15 protein-coding genes and 3 pseudogenes are annotated in these 22366 nt (G+C 61.4%); 8 read left to right on the top strand and 10 right to left on the bottom strand.

Annotated features, from left to right (window positions below; translation table 11 throughout):
• Positions 1 to 69 precede the first annotated feature (69 nt).
• Complete coding sequence (locus tag IVB01_RS07730) at positions 70 to 2697, bottom strand: M10 family metallopeptidase C-terminal domain-containing protein (protein WP_247494389.1); 2628 nt, start codon at positions 2695 to 2697, stop codon at positions 70 to 72.
• Positions 2698 to 2892: 195 nt separating this feature from the next.
• Here IVB01_RS07730 and IVB01_RS07735 point away from each other — a divergent pair, with 195 nt between their 5' ends.
• The 4 genes from IVB01_RS07735 to IVB01_RS07755 all read left to right on the top strand — a co-directional run bounded on the left by IVB01_RS07735 (position 2893) and on the right by IVB01_RS07755 (position 6763).
• Positions 2893 to 3195, top strand: coding sequence for a hypothetical protein (locus tag IVB01_RS07735; protein ID WP_247494405.1), 303 nt, complete (start codon positions 2893 to 2895; stop codon positions 3193 to 3195).
• A 132-nt stretch (positions 3196 to 3327) separates the two neighbouring features.
• Positions 3328 to 4521 (top strand): CoA transferase, encoded by a 1194-nt coding sequence (locus IVB01_RS07740; protein ID WP_247494390.1) that lies wholly within the window; start codon positions 3328 to 3330, stop codon positions 4519 to 4521.
• 377 nt (positions 4522 to 4898) lie between these two features.
• Complete coding sequence (locus IVB01_RS07745; RefSeq protein WP_247494391.1) at positions 4899 to 5207, top strand: hypothetical protein; 309 nt, start codon at positions 4899 to 4901, stop codon at positions 5205 to 5207.
• A 1292-nt stretch (positions 5208 to 6499) separates the two neighbouring features.
• On the top strand, positions 6500 to 6763 hold the full coding sequence (locus tag IVB01_RS07755) for a hypothetical protein (RefSeq protein ID WP_247494393.1): 264 nt from the start codon (positions 6500 to 6502) through the stop codon (positions 6761 to 6763).
• 1329 nt (positions 6764 to 8092) lie between these two features.
• Here IVB01_RS07755 and IVB01_RS07760 read toward each other — a convergent pair.
• From IVB01_RS07760 to IVB01_RS35675, 5 genes and pseudogenes are all read right to left on the bottom strand, one after another.
• A complete protein-coding gene (locus IVB01_RS07760) occupies positions 8093 to 8254 on the bottom strand; it encodes a hypothetical protein (RefSeq protein WP_247494394.1) in 162 nt (53 codons plus the stop codon).
• A 1979-nt stretch (positions 8255 to 10233) separates the two neighbouring features.
• Positions 10234 to 11757 carry a tripartite tricarboxylate transporter permease gene (locus IVB01_RS07765; protein ID WP_247494395.1) on the bottom strand — a complete coding sequence of 508 codons (1524 nt, stop codon included), beginning with the start codon at positions 11755 to 11757 and terminating at the stop codon, positions 10234 to 10236.
• A gap of 11 nt (positions 11758 to 11768) precedes the next feature.
• Entirely contained in the window at positions 11769 to 12311 is a 543-nt protein-coding gene (locus IVB01_RS07770) for a tripartite tricarboxylate transporter TctB family protein (protein ID WP_247494396.1), read from the bottom strand.
• A 180-nt stretch (positions 12312 to 12491) separates the two neighbouring features.
• Positions 12492 to 13472, bottom strand: coding sequence for a tripartite tricarboxylate transporter substrate-binding protein (locus tag IVB01_RS07775; RefSeq protein WP_247494406.1), 981 nt, complete (start codon positions 13470 to 13472; stop codon positions 12492 to 12494).
• A 148-nt stretch (positions 13473 to 13620) separates the two neighbouring features.
• A pseudogene (locus IVB01_RS35675) lies at positions 13621 to 13713 on the bottom strand (enoyl-CoA hydratase); the annotation flags it as partial.
• A gap of 121 nt (positions 13714 to 13834) precedes the next feature.
• Between IVB01_RS35675 and IVB01_RS07780 the strand changes: the two are divergent.
• Positions 13835 to 14798 (top strand): annotated as a pseudogene (locus IVB01_RS07780) (UDP-glucuronic acid decarboxylase family protein).
• A gap of 57 nt (positions 14799 to 14855) precedes the next feature.
• Here IVB01_RS07780 and IVB01_RS07785 read toward each other — a convergent pair.
• Positions 14856 to 15285: pseudogene (locus IVB01_RS07785) on the bottom strand (tripartite tricarboxylate transporter substrate binding protein); the annotation flags it as partial.
• 468 nt (positions 15286 to 15753) lie between these two features.
• Here IVB01_RS07785 and IVB01_RS07790 point away from each other — a divergent pair.
• The 3 genes from IVB01_RS07790 (at position 15754) to IVB01_RS07800 (ending at position 18746) form a co-directional block, all read left to right on the top strand.
• Entirely contained in the window at positions 15754 to 15921 is a 168-nt protein-coding gene (locus tag IVB01_RS07790) for a hypothetical protein (RefSeq protein WP_247494397.1), read from the top strand.
• Positions 15922 to 16064: 143 nt separating this feature from the next.
• Positions 16065 to 17009 (top strand): hypothetical protein, encoded by a 945-nt coding sequence (locus IVB01_RS07795; RefSeq protein WP_247278814.1) that lies wholly within the window; start codon positions 16065 to 16067, stop codon positions 17007 to 17009.
• Positions 17010 to 17186: 177 nt separating this feature from the next.
• A complete protein-coding gene (locus IVB01_RS07800) occupies positions 17187 to 18746 on the top strand; it encodes an AAA family ATPase (protein WP_247494398.1) in 1560 nt (519 codons plus the stop codon).
• Between the two features lie 185 nt (positions 18747 to 18931).
• On the opposite strand, the gene IVB01_RS07805 is transcribed toward IVB01_RS07800, so the two are convergent.
• The 3 genes from IVB01_RS07805 to IVB01_RS07815 all read right to left on the bottom strand — a co-directional run bounded on the left by IVB01_RS07805 (position 18932) and on the right by IVB01_RS07815 (position 22317).
• On the bottom strand, positions 18932 to 20047 hold the full coding sequence (locus IVB01_RS07805) for a hypothetical protein (protein WP_247494399.1): 1116 nt from the start codon (positions 20045 to 20047) through the stop codon (positions 18932 to 18934).
• Between the two features lie 138 nt (positions 20048 to 20185).
• Positions 20186 to 20827 carry a hypothetical protein gene (locus IVB01_RS07810; RefSeq protein ID WP_247494400.1) on the bottom strand — a complete coding sequence of 214 codons (642 nt, stop codon included), beginning with the start codon at positions 20825 to 20827 and terminating at the stop codon, positions 20186 to 20188.
• A gap of 692 nt (positions 20828 to 21519) precedes the next feature.
• Positions 21520 to 22317, bottom strand: a complete 798-nt coding sequence (locus IVB01_RS07815; protein WP_247278818.1) for an enoyl-CoA hydratase/isomerase family protein — start codon at positions 22315 to 22317, stop codon at positions 21520 to 21522.
• Positions 22318 to 22366 lie beyond the last annotated feature (49 nt).

Here is a 22366-nt window from a genome sequence, read left to right on the forward strand (position 1 = left end):
TGGCGCGGGCTCTCTCCAAGCGAAGCGCGGGTGAGGGTCGCAGGGTTGGTCGCGTGTGCACTCGTCAGCCTAGTGGATGAGGAAGCTTCGCATTAGAACGTCGGTAACATGAGACAGGCCTGAATAATCAAGATGAGAGAAGGCCGGATCACTCGGGTGGCTTTCCAAGAATCCATGATTATAGAAGGACGTTTGCGCCTCGAACTGAACTCCAGTGTTCCGAAGATCGCTTGAAAAATCCGCGGATCCGATGTTGATTGGACCACTAGCCTCGATCTGACCAATGTGCTGGATCTCAGGTTGGAAAACAAAACCCTCCTCATGTCGCAGGTGAAACTTCGTTGCAGATGACGCGTCGGCCGTAGCGGCTCCCGAAGGAATTCCAAGCGCGCCGTCGCCGTTGAGGTCGTGATGGAAGGTGGTCTCGAGCGACTCAAAGGACGTATTCGTCCCCGTCACCTCGGGAACAATATTGCCCGTATAGTTGCCGTTGCTGTCCGTGCTCCAGACCGTGTAGTGACCCGTCGCCGAGTCCTTCCAGGCCACATCGTATCCGCTGGCGGTCTGCTCGGCTGCAATGGGCGTCCAGGTGCCATACACATTGGCGCTAACCGGCGAGTCGGAAATCTTCAGGACAGGCCCGCTACCGGTGCTGATGGCGGCAAGATAGAAGTTGTCTCCCGTCTGCACCATCTTGGTGGAACCCTGCGCCTCAATAGTGACGCTGGGAACACCGATGCTGCCATCGCCATTGAGGTCTTGGTGGAAGGTGGTCTCGAGCGACTCAAAGGACGCATTCGTCCCCGTCACCTCGGGAACAATATTGCCGGTATAGTTGCCGTTGCTGTCCGTGCTCCAGACCGTGTAGTGACCCGTCGCCGAGTCCTTCCAGGCCACATCGTATCCGCTGGCGGTCTGCTCGGCTGCAATGGGCGTCCAGGTGCCATACACACTGGCGCTAACCGGCGAGTCGGAAATCTTCAGGACAGGCCCGCTACCGGTGCTGATGGCGGCAAGATAGAAGTTGTCTCCCGTCTGTACCAGCTTGGTGGAACCCTGCGCCTCAATAGTGGCGCTGGGAACACCGATGCTGCCATCGCCATTGAGGTCTTGGTGGAAGGTGGTCTCGAGCGACTCAAACGACGCATTCGTCCCCGTCACCTCGGGAACAATATTGCCCGTATAGTTGCCGTTGCCGTCCGTGCTCCAGACCGTGTAGTGACCCGTCGCCGAGTCCTTCCAGGCCACATCGTATCCGCTGGCAGTCTGCTCGGCTGCAATGGGCGCCCAGGTGCCATACACGTTGGCGCTGACCGGCGAGCCGGAGATCTTCAGGACAGGCCCGCTGACCGTGCTGATGGCGGCAAGATAGAAATTGTCTCCCGTCTGCACCAGACTAGTCGACCCGACCGCCTCGATTGTAACGTTGATCACGCTGGCGCTTGCGATCGTGCCGTCCGAGAACTGAAGAAACTCGACTCCGGTCGCGGTGTCGGTGCCGTCGGGTGAGCCGCTGCGCAGGTCGGCCACGGTGAAGGTCTGTGTCGTCGCGTTGTACGAAACCGCGTAGCTGGCCCGGCTGCCCGAATACACCGCGGTGTCGGTCCCCGAGCTGCCATTGATTGCGTCGTTGCCCGCACCGCCGATGATCGTGTCGTTGCCGCTACCGCCGTTCAGCGCGTTGGCGATGGCGTTGCCCGCGATCGTGTCGTTGCCGGACCCGCCGATGGCGTTGTCGATATAGGAGCGTGCGTCGCCGTTATAGAGATAGGCGTTGTAGACGTTGCCCGATGCGTAATGGCCGTTGCCGAGATTGGCCAGTTGCACGGAGGAGAACACCGACGATGCACCGGGATTGAGGTTGATGCTCAAGTTCGTCGTGTAGTTCGACAGGTCGTAGGTATCGACGCCGCCGCCGTCCCACACCGTCTCGTAGATTCGGTTGGCGGAGCCGCCGGCGCCGCCGCCCGGCGCGGGCTGCCCGACGCCATTGATGAACTCCTGCCCCGTGGTGGGATTCCAGGTGTAGGTCGTGTTGCTGCTCTGGGTCGTGAAGTTCGCGCCGTACATCGTCTGCAGCGCGAGGATGTCATTGGCCATATAGGTCTGCGGAAATCCGTACGCCTCATTGGTGTATCCGGACGTGGTCGAAGCGCCGACGTAGCTGCGATAGCTCATGACGGTGTATTCGCTGTCGTCGTGCACGCTGGGCACGGCGACATTGGCGGGGCCGCCCGCTTCCTGGCTGTGTTTGAGGCCAAAGGCATGGCCAAGCTCGTGCAGCGCAGTCGCGAAGTAATAATTCCCGAGCTTGGCCAGAGAATAATTGTATTGAGTCCCGAACCAGACGTCGCCGCCGGGCGCATAATTGCCGGGATAGTAGGCGTAGGAGGTCGGGTTGGCCGACGGCGACTGCGCGATCATGATGTCGGCGCCATTCGTGCCTGCATACTGGACGTTGGCGTTGGTGTAGCCGTTGATCAATCCGATGGCGTAGTTGATCGCCGCCTGCATCTGGGTCGGCGCCGGGGCGAAGCCCGACGCGGTCGGCTCGCTGCTGCCGCCAGTATACGGATTGGCGTAGTCGCTGGGCGAATCTGGGAAGCTGTAAGAGATCGCCCCCGACCATCTGTAGCCCGACAGCATGCCGTCGACGTCGGCGTTGTTGGTCTTGGTGACCGTGACTGCGGTTGCCAAAGCGATCTCCGAAGCAGCAAGCCTCCGATTCGAGGCGTTAACACATGATTCAGCGAGACAGTTGAACGTTTGGTTTAATTGGGCAAGGGCACCCGGACTTCTTTTATAATGCGCTGTTAGCCATTAAATCCCGTACTCATACGGGCACAAGCAGGAACCTCAGTTCCATGCGGCGCCCATGATTTGCAGGGTTTCATGACAAAACGCTCATTCGCGGCCGGACTGTTCGGCGCCCTGGCAGCGCTCGCCACGTTCGATCATGCGCCCTTCGGAGGGCTGCTCGTCATGGTAGAAAAGGCCAACGCGGAAGACGGCAGCAAGGCCGGCCGCTCGCCCTCCACGCCAATGGCTCGCGATCCTGCCGTTGCGGTGGCCGAGGAATACGAAGTCGCCCGCCGGAAAGGAACGCGGGAGGCGTTCGAACTCTTCATTGCGCGCCACGGCGACACCCCGCTGGCCGAGCAGGCGCGCGCGGAACTGAAGCGCCTGTCGCGCTGATCCCTTCACGCAGCGCAGCAAACCGCGCCAGCCATTGCATTTCGACAGGCGGCATCCGCTCCAGCCCAGGCTTGCCGCATGGCCTTTCGGCACTATGGTAGACGCCGCAATCTGTCCCGGAGCCCTTTCACGATGCCCTTTCCGCATGCCTCGGAAGCCCTGTCGCGCTTCACCGTGCTCGATCTGACCCGGGTCCGCTCCGGGCCGACCTGCGTGCGGCAGCTCGCGGATTGGGGCGCCAATGTCATCAAGATCGACGCGCTGACTGAGGATGCCGGTGGCGAGCAGCCGGGCGGACCCAGGCGGGGTTCCGACTTCCAGAATTTGCACCGTAACAAACGGGCGATGACGCTGAACCTGAAAGACGAGCGCGGGCTCGCCGTGTTCAAGCGCCTTGCCGCCAGAGCCGACGTCCTGGTCGAGAATTTCCGCCCCGACGTGAAGAAGAAGCTCGGCATCGACTATGAGAGCCTCGCCGCGATCAACCCGCGCATCGTCTATGGCAGCATTTCCGGGTTCGGCCAGGACGGCCCCTATCACAAGCGGCCGGGCTTCGATCAGATCGCGCAGGGCATGGGCGGGCTGATGTCGATCACCGGCGCGCCGGGCGGAGGACCGATGCGGGTCGGCATTCCCGTCGCCGACCTCACGGCGGGCCTGTTCTGCGCCATGGGCATCCTCACCGCGCTGCTCGAGCGCGAGGTCTCGGGCAAGGGCCAATGGGTGCAGACCTCGCTGCTTCAGGCCCAGATCTTCATGCTCGACTTCCAGGCCGCGCGCTGGCTGATGGAGAAAGAGGTAGCCAAGCAGGCCGGCAACAACCACCCGACCAGCATCCCGACTGGCGTGTTCAAGACGTCGGACGGATACATCAACATCGCCACCACGGGCGGGCGGATCTGGGAGCGCTGCGCCCAGGCGATCGGCGCGCCGGAGCTCTTTGCCCATCCGGACTACGCGACGGCCCCTGCCCGCTCCAAGAACCGCGACGCGCTCAACGCCGAGATCGAGAAGCGGACCGTCACGAAGTCGACCGAGACCTGGGTCCGTGAGCTCAACGAGACCGGCGTGCCCTGCGGGCCGATCTATGCCATCGACCAAATGTTCGAGGACCCGCAGGTCAAGCATCTCGGCATCGCGCAGGACGTGCCGAACAACGAGGACCGCCACATCCGCCTGGTCGGCCAGCCCGTGACGCTGTCGCGCACGCCGAGCAGGATGGTGGCGCGGCCGCCGGAATTCGGCGAGCAGACTGACGAGGTGCTGAGGGAGTTCGGCTTCGACGCCGACGAAATCGCAAGACTGAAAGAAGCCCGTATCGTATGACGCGCCTGGCCATTGCGATGAGCGCTTCTCGAAGCGCAGTTTCGCATGTGCAGCCTTCGATGTAAAATCGAAGCAAGCTTAATTCATCTACCGTAAGCTTGAAAGCGTGGATGGGAGATTTCCGTTGATCACTTAGTGAAGTTTGGCAGCCACGAGTGAGAACTGTTGCATCGTTTCTGTGGTCCCCTTTCACATACCGCGCACAGGAACTACCGCTGCAACCATGTTAGAACTCGGGCGTTAATTCGCCGCTCCCCGGTACAAGGATCTCTCTCAGCATGGACCCGTCTTTGCCATCTCCGTCCGTAAGCCGTCCACTCCTTTCTTGGCTTGCTTTGGCCTTGGTCGCCATCTTAGCTGCAGGCGGCACATTCTGGTTGAATCAGAAGATTGATTCAGTGCAGGCCGCAGCAGCCCCGCGCCAAGAGAGCGCGATCAACGAAACTCAGCAAGCCATAGCCGGTGTTAAGCAGGCCATTACCGAGATCCAGACGGACCAACAGAAGTTGGGCGAGCAAGTGAGCCAGCTGCAACGCGCGGTCGCGATGAACCAAGGGGAGCACAAACTCCTCTCTGATCAGCTTGGCGCCGTGAGCTCGCGAATTGATACGTTGGCGTCATCAGGCGCTGAAGCTGGCTCGGCCACACAACCACAATCCCAGAGCACGAATCGCAGAAGGCGATAGCAACGCCCGCGTTTGGGGCTAGAAAGAGGTCAGATATCGGACTGCAAAGGACTCGCCCAGGGCTACGATGGCGTGACAGTGATCGCGATAAGAACTCTCAGGTCTTCGCCCATCACTTGAGTTCCGCATTCCCGGAACATTGAAAGCAGAAGCTCCGTGTGATCGCGTGGTAGCACATTCAGTCACGCTGCGCGATCTGTTCGGCTCGCGCTTCTCTGGGGCATCTGGGGCTACACGTCGGGATCAACAGACATTAGCGCACAGCAGATGAAGTGAGCATAGTGCAGCTTGGTCGAGGGTTTGAGCAGGCCGACCAGACGCAACCGGGAGCGGCACCGGGCCGAACGCCGGAAATTTCCTGTGCGAACGGCTGAAGCGGCCGATACACGCTTTGCTGCAGCCCAAATGTTCTCTTTGCGTTCACGTGCGATAAGCCCGCGAACATGCCGAACGACCTCACTAAGCGACGGACGCGGAGAAATAGCCTCCGACGACCATGTCGTGATTTGGGAGGGCCTGCGTATTGGCCGGATATTCAAGACAGTCTCGGTCGGCAGCGGGAAGGAATGGTCGTAGGCTGCTCCACGCAACACGGCGCAATACGCCCTTTCGCCTTCTCTTCACGACATGGGGGAAGCATTGGCCGTGACGCTAGCGGTCACCTTGAGCTTCGAGAAGAAGGCGCCCGTTTAGTTCTCCATATCCACGATGGGCAGTAGCTTGCGCGCATCCCGAGCCGCTACGTACGATAATTTGCGAGGTACTTACGATGCCGCTTTGATTGCGGAATGACAGGTCCCGTTCGATCTACCACACGCACTGAGGCTGACAGAAGGCCGGTCAAGATCACGCTCGGCGAGCTGCGGGCGACCGGCGTGCGTGACTTGATCGCGTTCTGTCGGGACTATCGTTGTGGCCACAGCGTGAAGCTTCCGGCCTCCGAAGTCGACAAACGGCCGGACGAGAACCGGCTATCACAGCTCGAGCCTCGGTTCGTCTGTAGGGCTTGCGGTCAGCGCGGCGCCATCCTGCGCGCCGGCAGCGAAGGGACGATGATGGCGATTGGACGGCGCCGGCCCCGCTAATTTAGAGGGGTCGTGAGGCCGGGGCCGCTGGAGGTTTGCCCTGATCCTCAAGCATCAAGGCCAGGCGAGAACGAGGCTATCAGCATGTCACCCCAGTCCTCTATTCGCTTTAGCACTGTTCCGGTCAGGACGTGCTCTATTGGCCAGGATCCGTAAAATTCACAGCAAGTGCCAATCTTCCGCCATCCGATGGAGTACGAGCTCTGCTTGGCCACCGCCGCCAAGCAAGTGCCCTTAGGGCCGGACTGGATTCACGAATTAAAGCGCGATGGCTATCCGATGCTCGTTATGGGACAACGAGTGCGTGCGCCTGCTCTCTCAATGGCACCGACTGGACCAGGCGTATCCCTTGATTGCTTAGGCGCGGCGCTGAAGAACCGGCAGAAGCGCTTTGTGATCGATGGCGAGGCTGTGATCCTTGGGCTGGACGGCATCAGCGACTTCAACGCGCTGCACAGCCGCTATATATGATACAGCCGGCTATATGCTCACGACGTGCAGCTCTACGCGTTCGATATCCTCGATGGCCGGCGACGATTTGCGGCCCCTCCAGCTGCGCAAAGCAAATGTGCAGCAGCTATTGGCGCGCCGGCCGGGGATCAGTGTGGCCCCTTTCGAGCGCGGGGAGTTCGGACCCGACCTTTCGGGCAGCTTGCCGCATGGGACTCGAGGGCCTGGTCTCCAAGCATCGCGATCGGCCGTGCCGTGGCGGTCGGCAGAAGCATTGGATCAACGTGAGAACTGGAGCCACGCAGCGATCCGAAGGGAGTTATGAACTACGGCTGCCTCTTAACGAATCTTCGGGCTAGCGCCGGACCTCCCATGAACAGGTAGTAAATGCAAGGAATCGGTCGGTATCGCACCACTAACTGCCGCCGCCGCGTCGCCGCTCAACTCGGCTGGAAGCGCTCTTCCGCTTGACGGGATCTGGCGCAGATTTTGCGATCTTCGCGGTTGCGGGAGGAGGTGACTGACTCATAATTATCGGAGGTGGCTGAGCTATCGCATTCTCATAAGCAACTAGGGCGGACCTCGCCGCACTTTCGGGCAGCGACTTTTCCTCGCAGATCACGGGCGACGCCTTCCGCTCAGCCTTGATAAACGCGTCGGCCCCGAGGCACATCCGCCGAGTTGGATGAGCAGCGCATTTGATCAGCCAAGCCACAGCTTCTTTATTTTGCGACAGTTCCGCCTTTGAAACTGCAACTAGTGCAAGTTTTAGACATGCCTCGTCATATGGAGCTTCGCCCACAACGTTCTGTGCGACAGCGCCGTGTGCAAAGGACATGCAGCCCAAAACAGCCAGAATTATCCAAGGACGAAACAAAATAAAAAAACTCCCCGCCCTCTTAACTCCTAATCGAAAGGGCGGCGAGGTTCAACGGACCTGTCGGCCGAAAACTCCTGCAACTTTGGTCGGTAGCCGCTGCCACACGGATTGCATGTCATGCTAGCCACGCCAACCGGCGTTCACCAGCGGCAACCGATTGCAAGGCCGGCAATTCATGCGTGGTGCTGCAGTCCCCAGAAGGCGATCAGCAGAAGCCAGCCTCCTAAATTGAAAGGCCCGCCAGCGTGAACCGGCGGGGCTTCGCTCTAGCCCATGATCGTATGCGTCCAGTCCTGCATTCCTGCCTGCTCCAGCAAACCTCCCAGTCCGCAATCCCGCTCTCAGCAGGATCGTCCTCACGGTCCTCCGGCTCTCGCCCATCGTGCTCATGCTCGACGTCGTCGCAGGCGCCAATGACCCCGCGGACTTGATCCAGGGCGCGATCGAGAGAGCTAAGGGACGGATCGGCATCACTCTGGCGGCGCACATTCGTAGTCACAGGAGCCGCCGACTGTGGGTTCTAGGTCCGGGTCGGGGTCGATGCCGTCGAGATATTCGATCAGCATTTGGACCAGCACCCGACAGTTCTCGGCGTACTCGCTGCTGGCATCGCCGTCCTGGTTGTGATCCAAGACCCGCCCCAGCCTCTCGCATATGCGCTGGCCTGCATTAGCGAGTCGTATGATGGCCTGGTGCCAAGCGAGGTGTACGGCAGCCGCGAGCGCGGCGAACGATTACTGGGGCTCGGCTGTCCGGAACTCTCCAGACGATCCTTTACGGCTTCATGAGCCCGTCTTCGTTACTTACATACTCATCGTCTTCAGCCTCCGAAAGCCGCTTGCCCTTCTTAGTCCGATCCCGCTCATCATCATTGGCGTCACCTTGTTATGGATAGGCAGCACCCACGAATACCCATTTTGGACCGCACCTGCCGTTGCTGCCCTACTTGCCGGATTCGTCAACATCAGACTGCCTTGGCGCCGCGCACCGTTCCGTTGGCTGGTTCGAGCGGGCGATGCGAGCTATTCGATCTACCTACTCCACTACCTTGTGTTCTTCCTGGCCGCAAACGTCTCGGTGCGCCTGTTATCGCTGCCGGAATGGGCTTGTGAGCCGTGGAGGTTCGCGACGATCCTGGCGACGTGCATCTTCCTATGTCACCTGGGGCTTTCGTTGAAAAAACGTTCATAGCTATGGGCAATTCGCTCGCTTAGTGAAGCAGGCGCATGGCGCCACCTCAGGCGGAAGTTGGCGCCGAAGCCCCTTGACTGTTGTACCGATGTTGTCGATCGAAGCTGCCGCGCATGAAACCCGACGTAGACCACATCAGCCCCAGCGTGGAGGTTTCCCGATTGAAAACGAGCCAGGACCGAGCGGTCTGCCGCCGTCTGGTCGGCAAACGTCGTTTGATCCTCAAGAACATCTCCTTATGCATTCAACTTTGTGAATCGGACGCAAAACGAAAGCCCAGTTCAAGGGGGAAGAACTGGGGTCAAGTGGCAACACGTCTTGTCTTTCAATGGCACGCAAGACTTAGCATTCGAACTGGCTGTGGCGACGCTCGTTTCTAAGTTAATAGATGGCCCCTCATCGACCTAAGCGCCGCTCAACATTCTTACGGCTGCCGCCCACCTTCTTCACATTGTTCGGCAGAGACCGATCGGCGCGTCTTCTTTGCTTCGTACCGCACCTCTTAGTCCTGTCCGCCCGCGACGAGGGCGTGATCCTGTTTGCCGCCGCGGGCCGACTGCTTCTTCGCTTTCTTATGCATATTCCGCTGCAACCTGCATTGCTTCGCGAAGACGCCAGCAGACATAAGATTCCACAATCGTCAGAGAGAGCCCGCGCGGACATCCTAGTAGCGGTCATAATACCCTGGTGGGTACGGGTACCTTTGCCGGTGGGGCCGGTAATAGCCGTAAGGCGGATCATCGGGCAGCGGCCTCTTGTAGACCCCGGGGGCGTGATAATTGTTCGGATAACAGCGGCCGTTCGAAAAGTTGAAGTCGTAGCCAGGCGGACAGCCGCCGTCTCTTCCTCGGAATTGGATTTGTTGGATTTGAGCTTCCTGGACAGGTGCGGCCGATATTGGTCCAACGGCACCCAGCGCTAGTAGCGCAGCTTGAATAAGCACTGTTTCTCTCCCCTTTGATCGAGCTGTAACTAAGGCAATGGAAGCAAGTTCGCGCAATGACTCTTATAGGATGCTAATGCCCAACCGCCGCTGAACGGAGGATTTACGCACTGTTCATGCGAGATGCGGCCCTGGAGCGGCTGGAGGGAGATAGCCGAGGCCGCCTGCCAGCCTAGGGAGGCCGGCTCCAATCATCCAATCAAGAGATCAATGGCCTCGTTCCTGTCGGCGGATCGCTAACACTGTCCCCTCACTGCCACTAAGGATGGAACGCGAGATCGTCTGGCATTCCAAATGCGCGCAGCCGCCGACTCAGAGACGGTGCGGCCTTGTTTGGGGTTTCACTGGCGGGCAATACCAGCGCGGCCGAGCAAGCCGTCGATCAAAGGGCCGGAACAGCAGCACGATCGCCAGCGTCGTGATGGAGCCACCAGGCCGTTGGACGCATCGGGACACAACGACATCGTCTCTAAGAGATTATGCTTCGCGCGATGTCGCCCTGGTCCGATGCGTCCAACCAACGCGGGCGAGCAGACCGTCGATGACAGGCCAGAACAGCAGCACGATCGCCAGCGTCGTGATGGAGCCCACCAGGCCGTTGGACCAAAACACCTTCAGGGTCCCGCCAGAGCCGATCATGGACAGGCGGAATGCATCCTCGGCGCGGTTGCCGAGCACGAGCGCGAGCGTGAACGGCGCCAGGGGAATGCCGATCTTCTTGAAGACGTAGCCGACGATGCCGAAGCCGAGCATCAGCCAGATGTCGAACATCGCGTTCTGGATCGCATAGGCACCGATCGCGCAGGACACCACGATCATTGGCGCCACCGCCGCAAACGGCACGCGCAGGATCGAGGCGAAGATCGGCACCGTCGTCAGCACCAGCGCGAGACCGACGACGTTGCCGAGATACATCGAGGCGATCAGGCCCCAGACGAAATCCTTGTGCTCGACGAACAGCAGCGGGCCGGGATTGAGCCCCCAGACCATCAACCCGCCGAGCAGGATGGCCGCGGTGCCGGAGCCGGGAATGCCGAGCGCCAGCATCGGCAGCAGCGCCGAGGTGCCGGACGCATGCGCCGCCGTCTCAGGCGCGAACACGCCCTCGATGCGACCCTTGCCGAAACCCTCGGGATTCTTGGCGAAGCGCTTGGCGAGGTTGTAGCCCATGAAGGACGCCGCAATCGCGCCGCCGGGGGTAATGCCGAGCCAGCAGCCGATGAAGGACGAGCGCAGCAGCGTCACCCAATATTTGGGCAAGTCCTTCCAGACGCTGAGCACGACGCGGAGCGAGATGCTCGCCGCATGCCCGCGCAGCGCCAGCCGCTCCTCCATCGTCAGCAGGATCTCGCTGATGCCGAACAGGCCGATCACCGCGACCAGGAAGTTGATGCCGCGCAAAAGCTCGGCCGAGCCGAAGGTCATGCGCAGATTGCCCGAGACCGTATCCATGCCGACGCCGGCGAGCAGGAGACCCAGCGACATCGAGATGACGGTCTTGTGCTTGGCCTCGCGCCCGAGGCCGACGAAGGAGCAGAAGGTCAATAGATACACCGCAAAGAACTCGGGCGGACCGAATTTCAGCGCAAAGGACGAGATCATCGGCGCGAGGAAGGTGATCAAGAGCACCGCGACGAGCGAGCCGATGAAGGAGGACGTGAACGCCGCGGTCAGCGCCTCCGCCGCCCTGCCCTGCTGCGCCATCGGATAGCCGTCGAAGGTGGTCGCGACCGACCAGGCTTCGCCGGGGATGTTGAACAGGATCGAGGTGATCGCGCCGCCGAACAGCGCGCCCCAATAGATGCAGGACAGCATCACGATCGCCGAGGTCGGATCCATCGTGAAGGTGAGCGGCAACAGGATCGCAACGCCGTTGGGGCCGCCGAGCCCCGGCAGCACGCCGACGAAGATGCCGAGCACCAGCCCGACCAGCATCAGCACGACCGTCTTCCACGTCAGCAGGACCGCGAAGCCGTGAATCAGGAGACCAAACGCTTCCATCGCGATCCGCCCTAGCGCCCGAGGGCCGCTTCGAGCGGCCCTTTCGGCATGATGACGTCGAAGGCGATGTCGAAGGTGACGAACATGATCGCCGTGAACACGAAGGCTGTGAGCAGCGACTTCCACAGCGCGATCTTGCCGACGAAGCGCATGAAGCCGGAGATCAGGAGGAAGCTCGCGACATAGAGGCCGAGGAATTGGGTCAATAGGCAGAACAGCAGCGTCGGCACGAACACCGCCATCACGCGGCGGGCTTGCGCCCGGGTGACAAAGGTCTCGCGCGGCGCGCGGTGCGCGAGGAGTGCCGCGATCAGACCGTAGAGGCTGCCGCCGCCGAGGATGACGCAGAGATAGAACGGGAAATAGCCGGGCTCGGGCCCGGTCGCATCCCAAGCCGCACCAGTGCGCCAATTATCGTAGGCGAGCGTGACCGCGAGGGCCAGCAGCATGAGGCAGACGACGATCTCGATCGTGCCGGAGGAAACGACGGAGGGGGAGTCCTCCTCAGGCGCGGTCGGATCGTCGACGACGATTTCAAGATCGGTTTGGGACATTACCTGTCACGGACGGAGTGCGTTCAATTCCCCCTCTCCCCGCTTGCGGGGACAGGGTCGGGTGAGGGGAGTCTCCGGGGAGCCAGTGAGAGTTGGACTCGCGGAGAGTCCCCCCTCACCCGGATCGCGTCTTCAATGCAATCCGACCTCTCCCCGCAAGCGGGGCGAGGTGACAAGCAGCTACTTCGCGACGAATCCGGCTTCCGTCATCAGCGCCTTGTTTATGGCATCGTCCTCCTCGAGGAACTGCACCATGTCCTTGCCGGTGAGGAAGATCGGCTTCAGGGCCTGCTTCTCCATATAATCCTTGTACTCGGCGGTCTGTGTCACCTTGTGGAAGAGATCGACATAGAACGCCTGCTGCTCCGGCGTGACTTTGCCGGGCAGGAACATCGCGCGCAGCATCAGGTACTGGACATCGACGCCCTCCTCCTTGCAGGTCGGGATGTCGGCCCAGGACTGCGTCTCGGTCACTTTGGTGGTGTAGGCGATGCGCTCCTTGTCGAACACGCAGAGCGGACGCACCTGGCCCGCGCGCCAGACTTCGAGATTTTCGGAGGGGTTGTTGACGTTGGCTTCGGTGTGGTTGCCGACCAACTGGGTCGCCGCCTCGCCGCCCGACTTGTAAGGCAGATAGGAGAATTTCGCGCCGGTCTTCTGCTCGAGGAAGACGGTCAGCACGTGATCCTCGCGCTTGGAGCCGGTGCCGCCCATCTTGAACGGCGAGCTAGCCGCCTTCGCGGCTGCGACGAACTCCTTCACCGTCTTGGGACCTGCGCTGTTATCCCACAGCACGAATTGGTCGAGCGCGATCACCGAGACCGGGGTCAGCTCGCGCCAGTTGAAGGGGATCTTCGCCGACAGCGGCAGCATGTAGATCAGCGAGTAGGCGATCAGCACCTTGGTCGGATCGCCCTCGCTGGACTTCATGTACATCAGCGCTTCCGCGCCCGATGCGCCGCCCTTGAGCGAGACGACTATCGGCTGCTTCATCAGATTGTTCTTCTGGATTGCGGCCTGCATCATCCGCGCCATCTGGTCGGAGGCGCCACCCGCGCCCGCCGCCACCACGATCTCGACGGGCTTTGCCGGTTCCCAGCCGGCAAAGGCCGGCGTGCTCAACAACAGCGCCGTCGCCGCGCCGATGGCCTTCACTGGAATTCGCACGAGTTTCATCCCCTGATGTTTTTTGAGTTGTAGTGCGGAAAAAATATCCCTGCATTGTGCGGACTAATACTGACGAGTTCAAGCAGGCGGGCAATTCATCGTATATGACTTTCGACTGACGAAGCCGAAAGCTTATGATACCTTACCTGCCCTTCCAATTCGTCTTGCCCTTGTTGAGGAAGGCGTCCATGCCTTCGCGGAAATCCTCGCTCATCTAGGCCTTCAGGATCAGGTTCACTTTCGAAGGTCATAAGCGGAATGCAAGCCTATTAGCTTTTCCGCCCATAGCCGATACCACTCTGCCGGCCTCCCTCCCCGGACGAGTCTGCCCCCCGAGATCCCTCCTGGAACCGATCATGCCGTTTGAAAGCTACAATAACAGCCGCATCCTCGTGACCGGAGGCGCCGGCTTCATCGGATCGCATATCTGCGAGCGACTGCTCGAAGCGGGGGGCCGAGGTGGTGTCCGCGGACAATTATTTCACCGGCAGCCGGCGCAACATCGCCCATCTTATCGCCAATCCACTGTTCGAAGCGGTCAGGCACGACGTCACCTTCCCGCTCTACATCGAGGTCGACGCGATCTTCAACCTGGCCTGTCCGGCCTCGCCAATCCACTACCAGCGCGACCCCGTGCAGACCACCAAGACCTCGGTGCACGGCGCCATCAATATGCTCGGCCTCGCCAAGCGACTGAAGGCGCGCATCTTCCAGGCCTCCACCAGCGAGGTCTATGGCGATCCGCTGATCCATCCGCAGACCGAGGACTATTGGGGCAACGTCAATCCGATCGGCATCCGCTCCTGCTACGATGAGGGTAAGCGCTGCGCCGAGACGCTGTTCTTCGACTATTGGCGCCAGCACGGCCTGCCGATCAAGGTCGCACGCATCTTCAATACCTACGGCCCGCGCATGCAGCCCAACGACGGACGTGTGGTGTCGTCCTTCATCGTCCAGGCGCTCAAGGGCGAGCCGATCACCGTATTCGGCGACGGCGGGCAGACCCGCTCCTTCTGCTATGTCGACGATCTCGTCGAGGCCATTACGCGGCTGATGGTGACACCGGAAGACATCACCGGCCCGATCAACCTCGGCAACAACTCCGAGTTCACGATCCTCGAACTCGCCGAGAAGGTCATCAAGCTCACGGGCTCGCGTTCGACGCTGGCGTTCAAGCCGCTGCCGCAAGACGACCCGCGGCAGCGACAGCCCGACCTTGCCAAGGCGAAGGTGGCGCTGAACTGGGAGCCGAAGGTCGCGCTCGAGGATGGGCTGAAGGAGACGATCGCCTACTTCAAGCGCTCGCTTGAACTGATCTGATTCCGCGCGCAGCTTTCACCGTCCGCAACACGCCCTACGCAATGCGCGCGCTGCGATCGCGGCCGCGACGAACTCCTTCATCGTCTTGGGACATCGTCTTGGGACCTGCGCTGTTGTCCCACAGCACGAACTGGTCGAGCGCGATCACCGAGACCGGGGTCAGCTCGCGCCAGTTGAACGGGATCTTTGCCGACAGCGGCAGCATGTAGATCAGCGAATAGGCGATCAGCAACTTGTTCGGATCGCCCTCGCTGGACTTCATGTACATCAGCGCTTCCGCGCCCGATGCGCCGCCCTTGAGCGAGACGACCATCGGCTGCTTCATCAGATTGTTCTTCTGGATTGCGGCCTGCATCATCCGCGCCATCTGGTCGGAGGCGCCACCCGCGCCCGCCGCCACCACGATCTCGACGGGCTTTGCCGGTTCCCAGCCGGCAAAGGCGGGAGCAGATGCCAATAATGCTCCTGCACTGCAAGCGACCATCATCAGTTTTCGCACGCGTCTCTTCCCTGTGGTTCTATTGCTGACAAGCTCGGCACGTCCCTGTCTCGGCAAGTAATGGCACGTTCGGGCAGTTGCGCAATGTGACTTTGGGCGGAACCTGCTGCTGAGGCGACGAGTCGCGGTGCACCCGCACTTGCGGCCACGCTCCTAGAGCGGATCCATAGACAAAGTTCTCACGCGAGAACGAGACGATGGTTCAAAACAATCGATCTTCAACCAAAGCTCCTTTCCTGCACGTGGCCTCTCGATTACGATAGGCTGCGCCGCCGCGCTCAAACGAACCGCAGCGGCGTTAACCATTCCACTAAAAATTTATGCCACCGCCGCTGGGTTTTCTCAGATCCGCGTTCTACATTTGTCCTGCCATCGCAATGAACGCGAAGGCGGCCGCCGCCGATGTTGCAGCACCGGACGACGGCCTGACCACAACAGACTAACCAGGAGTCCATCATGGCTAAGAGCCATTATACCGCCGATTCGGCGATCGTTTCCGCTTTCAAGCGCGCTGTTTACGGAGACTGGGGTTCCCCCGGGGGGCAGGCCGTGCTCGCTTTGCACGCGCTCGCGCGCCACAAGTCGGCGAACGAGGCAATGGCCTTGCCTTCGCCCTCGAACTAGCACCGCCATACTCACCCCCGATTTCGATCCGCGGACCTATGACGCGCCAGCGTGACGTGGCCGCACCGCGCACTTGCCCGTTCGAGCCGGGTGCCGTGCTGCCCGTCGGAACGAGGATCTTCATAAGCCCCAGGAGTTCTTCAATGTCGTTGTTCAAGAGCAAGGCCGTGCTGGCCCGCAGCACCACGCACATCTACCGGCCGTACGGCGGCATTGCCGATGTGCGCGAGGTCACCGACCGCGCCGCCCATGTCCGGGTTCTCGACTTTCCGTGGACCCTGATTTCGGACCTCATCGCAAGCGAGGTTGCCTGCCCCGCCTTCTACACCATGGTCGGCTCGGGGCGCATCTATCTCGGAGAGACCAACAATCTCGGCCGCCGGTTGGGAGAACATGCCGCCGATCCCCAGAAGGCCTTCGTGCAGAGGATCTTTGTTGTCAGGGGCGCCGAAGGGTTCCGCTTCACCAAGGACACGGCTGTCTATCTGCAGTACACGTTGACGCAGACCGCCAGGGCGTGCAGCGCGTTGCAGGTGGTGGCGGGTTGCCCGCCCCGCTTGCCCGAAGTCGACCCGCTCGACGTTCCGCTTTTGGAGCGCATCCTGGAGGACAGCAAGCGGCTTCTGTTCGACGCCGGCCTCGCCGCTTTCGAGCCCTCGCCGTTCGCCAACGCGCACGAGCAGGTCGCTGAGGTCTCCGCGTCCGAAACCGTCGAGGCGGACGAGACCGGTCCGATGGAAATCGGTGTCGATTTGCCGCGCGGCGGCAGCGAGTTCGAGCTTCGGTATGACGATACGCTGTGGGCACACGGCTATCCCGCCGGCGACCGCTTCGTGGTGGCCGCCGGTTCGGACATCCGCATCACCACGAATCCGAGCGCGAGCGCGGTCAACCGCGCCCGCCGCGCGGCACTGTTCGATGCTGGCGTATTGAGCCCGATCCCAGGAGCCTCCGATCGCATGCGCCTGACGGTCGACGTCGCTCTGCCCTCGATGGCGATCGCCGCCGCCGTGGCGTGCGGCGCCCATGTCGACTCTTCGAAGTGGCGGGCGATCGATCCCAATCAGCGCCCCCTGATGCACCTCTAGTACGGATCTCGACGTTGCACGCTCCCGGGAGCGTGTGACGTCGGTCTCTCACCGCATGGCGGCACTTCACCGCCCATCGAGATCCGAAGCACCAAGCATTGCCTTCCGTGCCTGTCGAGGTCGGTCACGGCACCGATCGGTTCGGCCGGTTGCAGCGACGCATTCAGGGGCAAGACGATGACCGACGATACGGACGACACGCCGTTCACCGATTTCGATCTGGATCTCCTCGAGGGAGCGGCTGAGGATTCGGCCGCGAGCGACGACGAACTCGCCATGCTGCCGCGAATTCTGCGTTATGGGCTGCTCGCCTCGCGCGGCGTCAATTCGGTCCATCGGCGTCTTGCTGCAGAGATCGAGGAAAGCTGTCCCGGCTTACCCTTCACCGCCGCATGGCTCGGCATGCCCAATGCCGAAACGGGTCACAGGCTCGCGGCGGAGCTCGACCACCGCGCCGTCGCCGAAGACAAGAGTGAGCTGCGGGGACTTGCCGATTGCATCCGCCTGACCTCGCTGATACTGCCCCGCGATCGGGCTCTTATCGAGGACCATCGCCGTGTCGCTCGAGCGCTGCTCGCCGCGCTGCGCAAGCTCGACCACGACAGCCCCCCTCACCTCGCCGCCGAGGCAGAGGCGGTGACCTATGGCTGGGCAGCCTTGCCGGTCTGTGCGGACGACGTCACCAGAACCTTTCAGACCCCGGCCGCGACCGCCGCGGCGGCTCTGGGTGCGCGCATGGCAACATATCGGATGGAGGCCGCCACCGCCAAAATCTCGGCGCAAGCCACCAGGGAACGCGTGGAACGGACCAAAGCCGATCTCGCCGTGGCTCCCGTGAAGGGCAATGGACGCGGCGATACGCCGGCGCCGAACGGCCAGGTTGTGGTCGCCCAATTGGATTCGGCAGAGTTCTCGCGCCATAGGCTCAAGGACATCGTCGCGCCCCTGAGTAAGGTCATCAATATCCCCTTGCCGCTCGTCGCCATGCCTCCTCTCTCCGAAGTGCGTCGAGCACTGCTGGCCGAGTTTCCGTATGCGGCCGTCGTCGTCGACTTCGTCCTCGCCGATCTCGTCGGTCGGCCAACGGTGAGAGTAAGCCCATTGCTGTTGAGCGGCGAACCGGGGTCGGGCAAGACGCGGTTTGTGGAGCGCATGTTCCATCACCTCGGAGTATCTCTCTGGCGCACCGATGCCACGGCAGTCGACGGCTCGGCTTTCGGTGGCACCGACCGGCGCTGGTCGAGCGCCCAGGTCTGCCGCCCCATGTTGGCGATCGCCCGCGCAGGCCACGCCAACCCCGGGATCCTGATCGATGAAATCGACAAAACCGCGGTTGGCCGCGAATATGGCCGGTTGCTCGACTGCCTGCTGGCCTTCCTGGAATTGGAGACCGCGCGTCAATACCCTGATCCTGCTCTGCAGACCGCACTGGACCTGCGTCATGTTTCCTATGTTGCCACCGCCAATCACCCCGACACGCTGCCTTCCCCATTGCGCGATCGATTTCGGCACATCGAATTTCCCAGGCCCACCGCCGAGGACCTCGAGGCCCTGCTGCCTGCCGTGATCGCCGACATCCTGCGCGATCGTGGTCTCGACCGTCGCTGGATGATCCCGTTCACGACTACGGAAAAAGAGGCCATCGCGCGCCATTGGCATGGCGGCTCGGTCCGTCGCTTGCGTCGCATCGTAGAGGTCGTGATGCGCGAGCATGACGCTTGGGCCGCTCGCAATTGAGCGATGTCGTGCGATTGCTGCATCCTGCCGACGCACAATCGTTTTGTGCACAGGTTGCGCTCGAGTGCGCGCCGCCACAGACACCCTGCATCGGAAACGCCCGAACGATCTTTTGCTCTCGCCCTGACCTTCCCCCGAAACGGCACGTCGCCCAGTTGGCGTCCAACAGTCAGGAGTTAAGACCGTCAGCGATCCGACTTGGTCTTCAGCGTGCGACGATTTGCGAGCTGCCTCGCGCGGTCGATGCTGCCGGTGCGAGGCTCTCTGGCGGCTTCGATCCTCACGTAGCCGACCAGCTTCCGACCATGCTGGTGATGGCCGTAATGAGACTGGGTCTTGTCGGTACCGTGGCCGGCAGCAATAGCGACCTCCCTTCCGGCCCCGTAAGTTGCCTTCAGGTCCGCCACAACCTGGTTCCTTACGACGTAGGGCGTGATGGAAACCGCGTCGCGAAGAACGCGCTCGCCGAGCCTGCCAAGCGCTTTGCGGAAAGCATCGGTCGAAGCGATCGTCACCACCGAGCACCCGCCCGCGCACAAGTCGGCAAGATACTGCGCCGGCCCTCCGACAATGATCCAGTCTACGGTTATCGTGCTGCGGCCGGTGCCATATCGGCCGCGATGGCTCTTGGCGGGTGTATATTCGATCGCGAGCTCATTATCTCGCACGGAAAGACGAACGCCCACCCGATGCACGTTGTTGCGCAGCCCTTCAGTCAGCTCTTCGGGCCTGATCGGAGCGATCAAGCAAACCGCGAGCGCCGCTCGATATTTCCAGTCCGTGGGAACCCCGTCCCACAATTCTCTCGTCCAGTCGCCCCCTCTCTTGTGCAGGACTGCCAAGACGTCCTTCTTTCCGCCCGAGCCGCCGCCGGATTCTTCACCCTCTTCCGTCTCTTCGGTCTTGGACGGTTTCCAACGGGAAGGTCCGTTCTCGAAGGGCAGAACGCCAGGCTCGCAAGGGGGCTCGAGCGCCAAGGCCTTCTCGACCAGGACCAACATCCGATGGAGCCGGCGCGCATAGTCCAGAGCGAGATCTGCGTCTTCCCGTTCTGCGGCATCGTAGCAGGCCCAGAACAGGTTGATCAGAGAAATCCTGGCTCCAGTATGAAATGCAGCACGGGAAAAATAGAAGCCGCCGCGGCTGATCTCCGGCCGCAACGGATCGAGATTGCCCGATGCCAGCATGCGCTCGAACTCCGCGAGGTAGGCATCGAGCGCGTTCGGGCTGACTTCGCGCTTGGGAATGCGCTCGCAACATGCCAGCGTACGCTCCAGCAGTGTCCGGACGTTTACGTTCATTGCTGGTCCAGCCTCCTTATTGTCGGACGCCAAGCGTCCGGAAAAACGGGACAAGCGATCGCCGCGCCAACGATGGGTGCGTTGATGAAGGACATCAGCGCTTCGCCAGGAGACCGGCAATCCTTACCGCGGAATGAACTAACCGAAGACGGTCTGGGGAAGCGGACGAGGAACAACCGGTGCCTCGGTCGCGCCGCCAAGCAGACCGCACTTCCTTCCCAGTTCGCCGATCGCCGAAGACTTGGCGTCAGCCAGGAAGCCGACGAACGCCGCGAGCTGAGCGGACGACAGCGCGGAGGTCAGCATGAAGGCCAGCCGGTCGATCTCCTCCGAAGAGATCTCGCCGTGGCGGCGCCGCGCGCCGGCGTCTTTCGCGTCTTTCATGCGCTCCACGACGATCGCGATCGTCGGAATGTTGCCAGCGGCGATTTCGGCCAAGATCGCCTGCACCACTTCGGAATCGGCATCCTTGGCAGCGAGCTTATAGGCGACGCCGGGGGGCACTTGAGAGACGACCTCCTCGCCGAGACGGTCCGCCAACTTTGCAAGGCACATGTAGTGCTGCGCCATTCGAGGATTCAGATCGAGAGCTTCGACGCAGTAGGTGGCGAACTCACCCCGCTTAAGCTTGGACTTCACCGCGATCAGCGCCTTGCCGGCCGCGATGTTGCGTTCGGTGGAAGATCGGAAAGACGCCCGGATCTGGATCGTCAGATGCCGAACTTCTTCGCGGCACTCGGCGGGAATCTTGGTGAAGTCGTAATTCTCAACGTCCCTCATGCGGTCCCTCTCACGCTGAAATCCTGTGGACCCCCCGCAGGACTGTCGCCCTACCCCGCAAGAAAGATTAGAGCGCTTCGGAATTCCGTCAAGGCAATTTGATTAACTCAAACAAAAAATCTTAAAAAGCGAAACTGTTTCGCTTTCGGAAATATGTAAATACCAAAAGCACTACTTTGGTGCTTTGCATATCAGCTAGTCGTCGGCACCAAGCCAAGCATGATGAGAGCTCGTAACCAAACTAATCTCCATCCACTATGCATCTATCAGAATTGGAGATGCGGCGTGCGTCTAACAGACCGATGGCAGCCTGTTTGGCACGAGGATCGAGTGCACATACCGATGAATTCCTGCACCAGGATTTTCTTCGTAACGGCCGAGGTGATTTCGGAAATTCGTTGGCCGGCCACAGTCGGCGCTCATCTCTGCGAACGCTTGGCGAGTCCAACCGGTGGAGGCAGGTCGATTTCGCAACGTTGCATAATCAGCGTAGAATAGTCTGCTGAACGGTTTCGACGTAGGCGCCGAAAAGCACGCGCTTCGACTGGCCCGATAAAGCGCCGGCCGCCTGCGGCGCTCCAGAAGATCCTACGCGCTGAAAGTTTCGGTCAATCGTCGCGCGAATTGGATACCGAAGCAGAAAACGAAACTGTTTCGCTTTCTCGATCAGGATCGCTCTTTGAGCAAATTCCCTACTTGCCCTTCCAGTTCGGCGTGCGCTTGTTGAGGAAGGCATCCATGCCCTCGCGAAAATCCTCGCTCATATAGGCCTTCAGGATCAGGTCCTCGCCCTCCTCGCGCGACAGCGTGCGGCGGATGCGACGCACCGCCTCCTTGGTCGCCTCCAGCGTCAGCGGGGCATGGCTGGCGACGAGCTTTGCGGTCTCGTCGGCGCGGCGCTGCAGCGTCTCGATGTCAGGCACGACCTCGCTGAGCAGGCCGAGCGCCAGGGCCTCGGGCGCCTCGACCAGGCGCGCCTTGAAGATCAAATCCTTGGTGCGGGCGGGACCAACCAGCGCGACGACGCGGCTGATGTTCGACATCGACAGGCAATTGCCGAGCGTTCGCGCGATCGGAAAGCCGATCCGCGTCGTCTCGGTGCCGATGCGGAGATCGCAGCAGGCTGCAATGCCGGCGCCGCCGCCGGTGCAAGCTCCCGCAATCGCAGCGATCACGGGCACGCGGCACTGCTCGAGCGTGCCGAGCACGCGGTCGATACGGGCCTCGTAGTCGAGCGCGTCCTGCGCGGTCTTGAAGGCGCGAAACTGCGAGATGTCAGTGCCGGAGGCAAATGCCTTGTCGCCGGCCCCGGTCAGGATCAGCGCCTTGATCGAGCGGTCGGCGTTGATCTCCTGGCAGATCTCCGCCATGCGCTCGTACATGGCGAAGGTCAGCGCATTGCGCGCCTGCGGGCGGTTGAAGGTGATCCGCGCGATGCCGTCCTGGACGGAGTAGAGCAGGTCTTCGTTGGCGGTCGCAGGTAGGTTCATCGCGCGCTCTCTTCAGTTCAACTGCAGCATGATCCGGAAAAGTGTGCAG

This window comes from Bradyrhizobium sp. 164 (genome assembly GCF_023073715.1).
Taxonomy (GTDB): domain Bacteria; phylum Pseudomonadota; class Alphaproteobacteria; order Rhizobiales; family Xanthobacteraceae; genus Bradyrhizobium.